We start from the raw sequence: 9,472 nt of genomic DNA on the forward strand, positions 1-9,472 counted from the left end.
ACATATTTGGATAGGGCAAGATTAGATTGCCTCGTGGCCAATGACCGCATATAAACACGCGGATGGTGGATGGCATTCATTCTGATTCTGTCTCCCAAAAGCGCTCCTCCGGTTTTCCTTTTGGAAGGATCCACAGAGATGATGGCGATGTTTTTATTGTTGAAATCAATCAGAAACCTCCTGACCAATTCATCCACCAATGAAGATTTTCCCGCTCCGCCTGTTCCTGTGATTCCCAAAACCGGAGCTTTACTTTTATTTGCAGATTTTCTGATTTCCTCCAATACGGATTTACTTTTCTCCGGAAAATTCTCCGCAGCAGAAATAATCCGCGCGATGCTTGATTGGTTGGATTTGTCCAATTTGATGTTTTGGAAATCATCCCCAACCGGGAAATCAGAAGTGCTGACAAGGTCATTGATCATTCCTTGCAGACCCATCGCACGTCCATCATCGGGGGAATAGATTCTGGTTATTCCGTATTCATGAAGTTCTTTGATCTCCTCGGGCAAAATCGTACCTCCCCCACCACCAAAAATTTTGATATGACCTGCTCCCTGTTCTTTGAGCAAGTCAAACATATACTTGAAAAATTCCACATGACCGCCTTGGTAAGAAGTGATCGCTATTGCCTGAACATCCTCTTGAATGGCACAATCTACGATTTCCTGAACAGACCTGTTATGTCCGAGATGGATGACCTCACAACCTGTAGCCTGGATTATCCTTCTCATGATGTTGATTGCAGCATCATGCCCGTCAAATAGGGAAGCTGCTGTGACTATGCGGATATGGTTTTTGGGTTTATAAATCTCTTGAGTAAATGACATTTTAAATGGGTTAGAATAACCTAAAAACAACCGAAAGTCATCGGAGTTTCAAGTGCTTAATGGAATAAATTTATTCTTAATAATCGAATGCGAATATAAGAAAAATAAAAAAGTCGAAAGGTCAAAAAACCAGTCTTTCCCAAACATTATTTGGAATTATATCTCCATAATACTTATCACCAAACAGACTTTGGATTTCTCTCCAAAACACAGGGGAATTCACAACTCTTTTACAAAAAGAGAATCATTTTTATTCCTGACGAATATCAGCGTTTTTGAGATTTCTGACTATTTTCTTTGTAGGGTACACCGATAAAATGGCTTAAATTCGGGATCAGCCATCCACTTAACTTGATTCTTATGAAATTATCCTTGTCTTTGGGAAGTTACAAAAATGTAAAGGTTTATATCCATTGGACTTTTTCACTTTTGCTACTTTGGATTATCATCTCTAATTCACGTCAGGGAATGCCAGGAATGGACATTCTGTGGATTATCATCTTTGTTTTGGCTCTTTTTGCCTGTGTTGTTTTTCATGAATTTGGGCATGCCTTGGCCGCCCAGAAATATGGAATCCAGACCAAGGACATCGTCTTGTATCCTATCGGTGGTGTTGCCAGGCTGGAAAAATTACCCGAAGATCCGAAGCAGGAACTTTGGGTTGCCATCGCAGGTCCTTTGGTCAATATCGGAATATTCTTGATTTTGTCTCTTGTGCTAAACTTTACCGGGTTTGACATAACCCACTTAGAGCAACTTGAAAGTATCAAAATCGGACCGAATACCATTGTGCTGTATCTTGCCTCGGCCAATTTGGTTTTGGCACTCTTCAACCTCATACCTGCATTTCCAATGGATGGGGGCAGGATTTTGAGGGCATTTTTGGCGATACGTATGCCAAGGGCGAGAGCGACCAAAATCGCTGGAAGCATCGGTCAGTTTTTGGCTATATTCTTTATTTTCTTTGGCTTGTTCAATAACCCGATCTTGGTTCTGATCGGCGTATTTATTTTCCTTGGTGCAGCTGCTGAAGTCAGTCACACCCAACAGGAAAGTCTGCTCAAAGGGTTCAAGGTAAAAGATGCCCTCATGATGAAGTTTCAGATTCTTGGATTTGACGCACCGCTTTCTAAGGCGGTTGAAAAGTTACTCAATTCACAGGCAACTCATTTTGTGGTGGTCAAAGACGATGTAGCAATAGGCACTTTGAGCAGAAATGAAATCATCAAGGGATTGCAAGAAGGAGGTGAAAATTCACTGATTGAAAAAGTTGCAGACTTGAATCCGCTAAAAATTGAAACCGAAGACGATCTCGATGAAGCTTGGAAGAGAATGCTTTCAGAAAACAAGAAAGTAGCATTTGTGATAGAAGACGGGCATTTTCTGGGAATATTGGATCAAGAAAATATCAGTGAATTTATCATGGTGAAGACAGCCATCCACAAATGATCTCATTTCCCGAAAATCCCCATAGTATTGAAGTTCAAAAACTCCTGCATCAGTTAGGGAGCGATGAGGAGGGGATTTCGGATCAGGAGTCAAAACAAAGATTAGCACAATTCGGCCTCAATGAAATCCCTGATGCGGAAAAAAAACCAATTTGGAAAATCGTATTGAAGCAATTCAATAACCTGATGGTTTACATTCTTTTGGCAGCTGCTTTGATTTCATTTTTTACAAAGCATTATATCGATGTTTACGTCATTATTGCTATCATTATCATCAATGCCATTATTGGATTTGTACAGGAATACAAAGCTGAAGGCGCTCTCGTTGCCTTAAAAAACCTGCTCGTCCCCCAATGCAAAGTGATCCGAAATGGTGAATTGCAAACTGTCAATTCCCGGGAATTGGTACCGGGAGACATCATTGACTTGGTTGAAGGGGATAATATCCCTGCAGATGCGAGGGTGATTTATGCCAAAAACGCGAGAACCTCGGAAGCTTCACTGACCGGAGAATCTGTTCCTGTATCCAAAACCGAAGATCCTCTCCCTATTGAAATCCCCCTTGCTGAAAAATCAAATATGGTTTGGAAAGGGACCTTTTTGGCTGGAGGGTCGATCAAAGCAGTGGTAACCGGTACAGGTTTAAAGACCCAAATTGGCGAAATCGCTACTTCTATTCAGCAGATAGAACCCAAAAAGACGAATTTTCAGAACAAAACCGATAAACTCGCAAGGCAGATGGCTTTTATTGCCATAGCGAGTGCGGTCGTCCTATTTGTGGTTGCATATTTTTTTAATGATTTTGAAATCAATGAAATTTTGCTGATTTCCATTGCTGCCCTTGTGTCAGCAATTCCAGAAGGACTACCTGCGGTTTTGTCCATTGTGATGGCTGTTGGTTCTTACCGAATGTCCAAGAACAATGCAATCATCCGCGAAATCACCGCAACCGAAAGCCTAGGGTCCGTAAGCACCATCATTACAGACAAAACCGGAACACTCACCCAAAACACCATGACCATCAAAAAAGTATGGGTACCCAACGCAGAAGATGTGGACGTATACGGTGAAGGTTGGGAAAGTGAAGGGGAATTGTCCGGAGCAGAGAAGGATATTGAAGCCATCCAACTTTTGCTCGAAATAGCAGCCCACTGCCACAATTCGGCAATTCAGGAAAATGAAAAAGGCATGTTGGTCGTAACTGGAGACCCAACAGAAGCAGCATTTTTGGTTTTGGGAAACAAGGTAGGAAAATCCAAAGACCATCCGATCATTGAGGATGTTGCCTTTGACTCCGACATGAAATTCCGTTCGACTTTAGTAGAAAAAGAAGGAAAAAAAATAAGGTTTTATATCGGAGCACCAGAATCCATTTTGGAAAGATGCACCTCTATCCGGGTCATTGACGGAAAATCAAAAGTTTTTGACAGTGCAGAATCAGCCCTGATCAATGAAAAAATAACTTCATGGTCAAAGGACAGTCTGCGGGTCCTTGCTTTGGCAAGGAAAGAGGAAGGGAGTGATTCCAAATCTAATCAAAACCTTGAATTCATAGGACTTGCAGGAATCACGGACCCTCCGAGGCCTGGAGTATCTGAAGCTGTCAAATCCTGTCATGCTGCAGGAATCAGGGTAATCATGGCCACAGGAGACCATGCTGATACAGCTTTGGCGATAGGCAAATCTGTTGGCATTGTGAAGGAGGGTCGAGAAAAAGTCTACACTGACTCCGACTTGGCAAAAATGTCTGCAGAAGCATTTGACCACGCTGTCCAGGAATCAGATATATTTTGCAGACTCACTCCTGTCATGAAACTCAAGATTGCGAAGTCACTTCAAAACCAAGGTGAACTTATCGCCATGACTGGAGACGGGGTAAATGATGCTCCTGCTTTAAAACAGGCCAACATTGGGATATCCATGGGAATATTGGGTACTGATGTGGCCAAAGATGCCTCACTCATGGTGTTGGCTGACGATAATTTTGCCACCATAGTAAAAGCAATCAAACAGGGACGAATAGTCTTCAACAATGCAAGAAGGACTGCCTTTTTTTTGGTCTCCACCAATTTTGCAGAGATATTGATTTTGATTTTGGCAGTTTCTTTCGGACTGCCAATGCCCCTGACAGCCACACAAATCCTATGGATCAATCTGGTAACAGACGGGTTTTGCGACAAGGCTTTGGCTGCAGAAAAAGGAATTGGGAATGAGTTGGAATCCCCTCCAATTGATCCCGACGAGAATATCCTGAACAAAACAGTTTTCCCGTTCTTAATTATCAATACCATTCTCATGACAGGGATTTCGTTGACAGCCTATCTCTACTACATTCCCGAAAGCCTTGAAAAGGCTAGAACCATTGTATTTATCACGATGGCTTTCAGTCAGCTTTTCAATGTTTTAAACATGCGGAGTCTTGAAGGATCTACTTTCAAAATCGGGCTTTTCAGCAACAAATGGGTAAATTATGCACTCTTGGTTTCGGTCCTTCTGCTGATAGGAATCATTGAAATACCGGCTTTGTCCGATTTATTCAAATTTACCAGCCTCACTTTATGGGAATTCCTATTCTGGGCAGGCATCACTTCACTGGTTTTTTGGATCACTGAAGTTTTTAAATATTTTAGGTTCAAATAAAAACATGCCCTAATTTAGGTGACCATTCATACCTACCTTATGACCAATCAATGAAATTAATCCTATGAGAAAATCAATCTTCTTATCGCTGCTCCTCAGTTTTTGGACTGTATTCCTTTTTGCCCAGTCCCTCCAATCTCCGGACGGAAACCTGAAACTTACCTTCGACCTGAAGGAAGGCCAACCCACTTATGAATTGACATTCAAGGGAAAAGATGTCATAAAGCCGAGCAAATTGGGTTTGGAGCTCAAAAACAAGCCTTCGCTTACAGATGGATTCAGCCTGAAAGATTCCAAACTTGACTCCAAAAATGAAACATGGACTCCGGTCTGGGGAGAGGAAAAAGAGATCCGTAACCATTACAATGAGTTGGCTGTAACCCTAACACAGCCAGAAACAAGCAGGACTTTGGTCATCAGGTTCCGCCTTTTTGATGATGGCCTGGGCTTCCGATATGAATTCCCTACCCAGCCCAATCTTGCACATTTCGTGATCAAGGAAGAAAAAACCCAGTTTGCAATGGCAGGAGACCATACGGCATTTTGGATTGCGGGAGATTATGATACGCAGGAGTACGATTATACGGAATCGAAGCTTTCCGAAATCCGACCATTGATGGCAAGTGCCGTTACTGCCAATTTAGCTCAAAAGCCATTTTCACCAACCGGAATACAGACATCATTGATGATGAAAACCGAGGATGGTCTCTATATCAATCTCCATGAGGCTGCCTTGATCGATTACTCCACCATGCACCTCAACCTGGATGATAAAAATATGGTTTTCGAATCCTGGCTGACACCCGATGTATTGGGGGACAAAGGCTATTTGCAAACCCCAAGTCAATCGCCATGGAGGACCATCATCGTAAGCGACGATGCAAGAAAAATCCTAGCATCAAGGATGACCTACAACCTCAACGAACCTTCCAAAATCGAAGACACTTCATGGATCAAACCCATGAAATATGTTGGTGTTTGGTGGGAAATGATCACCGGAAAAAGTTCTTGGGCATATACAGATGAATTCCCTGCCGTGAGAATCGGAGAAACTGATTTCTCCAAAGCGAAGCCAAACGGCAAGCATGGTGCGACGACTGCCAATGTCAAAAAATATATTGATTTCGCAGCCAAACATGGTTTTGATGGGGTTTTGGTGGAAGGATGGAATGTGGGATGGGAAGATTGGTTTGGCAATTCCAAAGATTTTGTATTTGATTTCCTTACCCCATATCCTGATTTTGATTTGGTCGGGATCAGAGATTATGCCAAGAGCAAAGGCGTAGAAATGGTCATGCACCATGAGACTTCTTCTTCGGTCCGGAACTACGAAAGATTCATGGATGAGGCTTACAAATTCATGAAAGACAATGGATACAATGCGGTGAAGAGTGGATACGTAGGTTTCATCCTTCCCCGAGGAGAAAACCATTACAGTCAGTGGATTGTCAACCACTACCAATATGCTTTGGAAAAAGCGGCGGAATTCAAAATCATGGTCAACGCCCATGAGGCTGTTCGTCCTACAGGAATCGGCCGAACCTACCCCAACCTGATCGGAAATGAATCCGCAAGGGGAACAGAATACCAGGCGTTTGGTGGTTCAAAACCAAACCACGTCACCGTCCTTCCATTTACCCGATTGATCGGAGGGCCGATGGACTATACTCCGGGTATTTTTGAAATGGATATCAGCAAGATCAATCCACAGAATAACTCTTGGGTCAACAGTACTTTAGCCAACCAACTTGCGCTCTATGTGACCATGTACAGCCCACTTCAGATGGCTGCAGATTTGCCTGAAAACTACGACCGATTTCCTGATGCATTTCAGTTTATCAAAGATGTGGCTTTGGATTGGGATGAAAGCAGGTACTTAGAAGCAGAACCTGGATATTACCTTACGATTGCAAGGAAAGAAAAAGGGGCTTCGAACTGGTTTGTCGGAAACGTGAACGGAACGAGTGAGAGGGTTTCCAACATCAATTTTGACTTCTTGGATGCAGGCAAAACCTACATTGCGACCATATATTCAGATGCAAAAGACGCCCACTACCGAAACAATCCCCAAGCCTACAACATCAGAAAAGTGGCCGTTACTTCCAAATCAAAATTGTCCCAACTGAGCGCTCCCGGCGGTGGCTACGCCATCAGCATCAAGGAAGCAAGTAAAGAGGAAATTAAGGGGGTGAAGAAGCTTTAAAATAATTTGAACTACCTTAATTTTTGGATTACTAACCACAAAGGAACAAAGAATACAAAGTTGAATCAGGTCCTTTGTATTTTTTTGTCTCTTTGTGGTTCATTTAATTATTCTAAGAAAATTGACAATACCGAATCAAAAAATCCTATCAGTATTATTCAATTCAATGAGAAGCAAAAAGAATCCTTCTTGTTTATGTTATTTGGATTACTAACACAAAGGAACAAAGAATACAAAGCAGGGATCAATCTTTTGTATTCTTTTGTCTCTTTGGGGTTCGTTTAATAATATCAAATTAACCTTTGAACAATAAAATTTAAAACTATTTTCTTTTTTATTGAAGTCATTTTTTGTAGTTTTTGAATACACAATAAGCAGTCCTTCTCTCATGATAATAACAAAGACTTACCTTAACAACCTCACTTACAAAATCAACGGGGCGGCAATTGAGGTTCATAAACATTTGGGGCCAGGTCTCTTGGAAAGTGTTTACCACAAATGCTTGGCGCATGAGCTTGAATTGAGAGGAATTCAATTTATTTCTGAAATGTCAGTTCCTGTTAATTACAAAGGTTTAGAAATAAGGACTGATTTTAGGTGTGATTTTTTTATAGAAAATATCATAACAGTCGAGCTAAAAGCAGTTGAAAAAATACCCAACATTGATGAGGCAAGGCTTTTAAATTATATGAAACTTCTTAAATGCCCTAAGGGAATAATGTTCAATTTCAATGTGATAAACCTTTTTCAAGAGGGACAAAAAACTTATGTGAACAGTTTCTTCACAGACTTACCTGAATAAATTCTCCTTGTATTTAACACAAGGCATTTTGAAATTTTTTATTCAAACTCCACATTTTGTTATTAGATTGAATTCAATTTCAGTTCAAAAAAACATCATTTGACTTCCCTGCTTACGAAACCATGATGACTAAAAATATTCTCAGATCAACCCTATTCCTATTTATGATTTTTTCTTGTGGTCCAAAAGGGTTAGAAATTCAAGAGTCCGAAAGGGGGAACAACGAACCTCACCGGCCTCAATTCCACTTCACACCTGCCGCCAATTGGATGAATGATCCAAATGGCATGGTGTATCTCGATGGGGAATACCATCTGTTTTACCAATATTATCCAGACAGTACCATATGGGGGCCGATGCATTGGGGACATGCGATTTCCACTGATTTGGTTCATTGGGAGCACCTTCCTGTAGCCATCGAACCCGATTCTTTGGGATATATTTTCTCTGGTTCGGCTGTCATTGACCACGAAAACACAAGTGGTTTGGGAACCAAAGAAAACCCTGCCATGGTAGCCATCTATACTTACCATGATCCTGTTGGTGAAAAGGAGAAAAGATTGGATTTCCAGACTCAAGGGATAGCTTACAGCACGGATAAAGGCAGAACCTGGACAAAATACTCCAACAATCCTGTCTTGAAAAATCCGGGTATCAAAGACTTCAGAGATCCAAAAGTGTCTTGGATAAAAGGAGAAGACGGTTCAGGAAAATGGGTCATGGCCTTGGCAGTTTTGGACAGGATCAGTTTTTATTCTTCTCCAAACCTGTTGGACTGGAAATTGGAAAGTTCTTTCAATCCGGATTGGGCGGCTTATGGAGGAGTTTGGGAGTGCCCTGATTTGTTCCAATTGAAAGCAGAAGACGATACCCAAAAATGGATTTTGTTTGTCAGCATCAATCCCGGAGGACCAAATGGTGGATCAGCTACCCAGTATTTTGTAGGTGATTTTGATGGAAAAAACTTCATAGCAGAACATGATGATGTCAAATGGTTGGACTATGGTACAGACAATTACGCCGGGGTCACTTGGTCCAATGTGCCAGAGCAAGACGCCAGAAGGCTTTTTATTGGTTGGATGAGCAATTGGGATTATGCCCAAGTCGTACCAACCCACCCTTGGCGATCGGCGATGACATTACCTAGAAGTCTTGAATTGGTCAAAATCGGAGACGGCTATGAAGTAGCTTCTAGGCCTGTTTCAGCATTACAAGCCTTAAGAAAATCCACACATGAAATCTCAGGGGAATCCATTGTATTGGAAGAGGAATTGGTGGAATTAGAATTGACACCTACTCTCGGAAGTAATTTTGAGATTGAACTTTCAAACGAAAAAGGAGAAAAAGTCATTTTCAAAAAATCAGGTGACAGTGTGGTTTTTGACAGGACAGCTTCAGGTTTGGTTGATTTCGAACCTAGTTTTATAAAAGTACATACTGCTCCTCTCAATGGTCTGGAGGTAAAATCACTAAGAATTTTTGTCGACCGTTCTTCTCTTGAGATTTTTATCAATGATGGCGAAATGGTCATGACGGAATTGGTTTTCCC

General features: G+C 41.6%; 6 protein-coding genes. 5 read left to right on the forward strand and 1 reads right to left on the reverse strand.

What is annotated here, in order from left to right:
* Positions 1 to 830: cobalamin-dependent protein (locus ACZFYI_RS10450; protein ID WP_462524075.1), on the reverse strand; the 830-nt coding region annotated here is incomplete at its 3' end.
* Between the two features lie 360 nt (positions 831 to 1,190).
* On the opposite strand from ACZFYI_RS10450, the gene ACZFYI_RS10455 reads away from it, so the two are divergent.
* The 5 genes from ACZFYI_RS10455 to ACZFYI_RS10475 all read left to right on the forward strand — a co-directional run.
* A complete protein-coding gene (locus tag ACZFYI_RS10455; protein ID WP_462524076.1) occupies positions 1,191 to 2,279 on the forward strand; it encodes a site-2 protease family protein in 1,089 nt (362 codons plus the stop codon).
* On the forward strand, positions 2,276 to 4,918 hold the full coding sequence (locus tag ACZFYI_RS10460) for a cation-translocating P-type ATPase (protein ID WP_462524077.1): 2,643 nt from the start codon (positions 2,276 to 2,278) through the stop codon (positions 4,916 to 4,918). Before ACZFYI_RS10455 ends, ACZFYI_RS10460 begins: the two co-directional genes overlap by 4 nt.
* Before the next feature lie 64 nt (positions 4,919 to 4,982).
* A complete protein-coding gene (locus ACZFYI_RS10465) occupies positions 4,983 to 7,121 on the forward strand; it encodes a glycoside hydrolase family 97 protein (RefSeq protein WP_462524078.1) in 2,139 nt (712 codons plus the stop codon).
* A gap of 337 nt (positions 7,122 to 7,458) precedes the next feature.
* A complete protein-coding gene (locus ACZFYI_RS10470; RefSeq protein WP_462524079.1) occupies positions 7,459 to 7,923 on the forward strand; it encodes a GxxExxY protein in 465 nt (154 codons plus the stop codon).
* Between the two features lie 164 nt (positions 7,924 to 8,087).
* A partial coding sequence (locus ACZFYI_RS10475; protein WP_462524080.1) for a glycoside hydrolase family 32 protein occupies positions 8,088 to 9,472 on the forward strand: 1,385 nt, incomplete at its 3' end.

The sequence above is a fragment of the Aquiflexum sp. genome, from assembly GCF_977115555.1.

Bases quoted from the DNA above. Each gene is read 5' to 3' on its own strand.
- ACZFYI_RS10455 (WP_462524076.1), top strand. From the start codon at position 1,191: ATGAAATTATCCTTGTCTTTGGGAAGTTACAAAAATGTAAAGGTTTAT.
- ACZFYI_RS10460 (WP_462524077.1), top strand. From the start codon at position 2,276: ATGATCTCATTTCCCGAAAATCCCCATAGTATTGAAGTTCAAAAACTC.
- ACZFYI_RS10465 (WP_462524078.1), top strand. From the start codon at position 4,983: ATGAGAAAATCAATCTTCTTATCGCTGCTCCTCAGTTTTTGGACTGTA.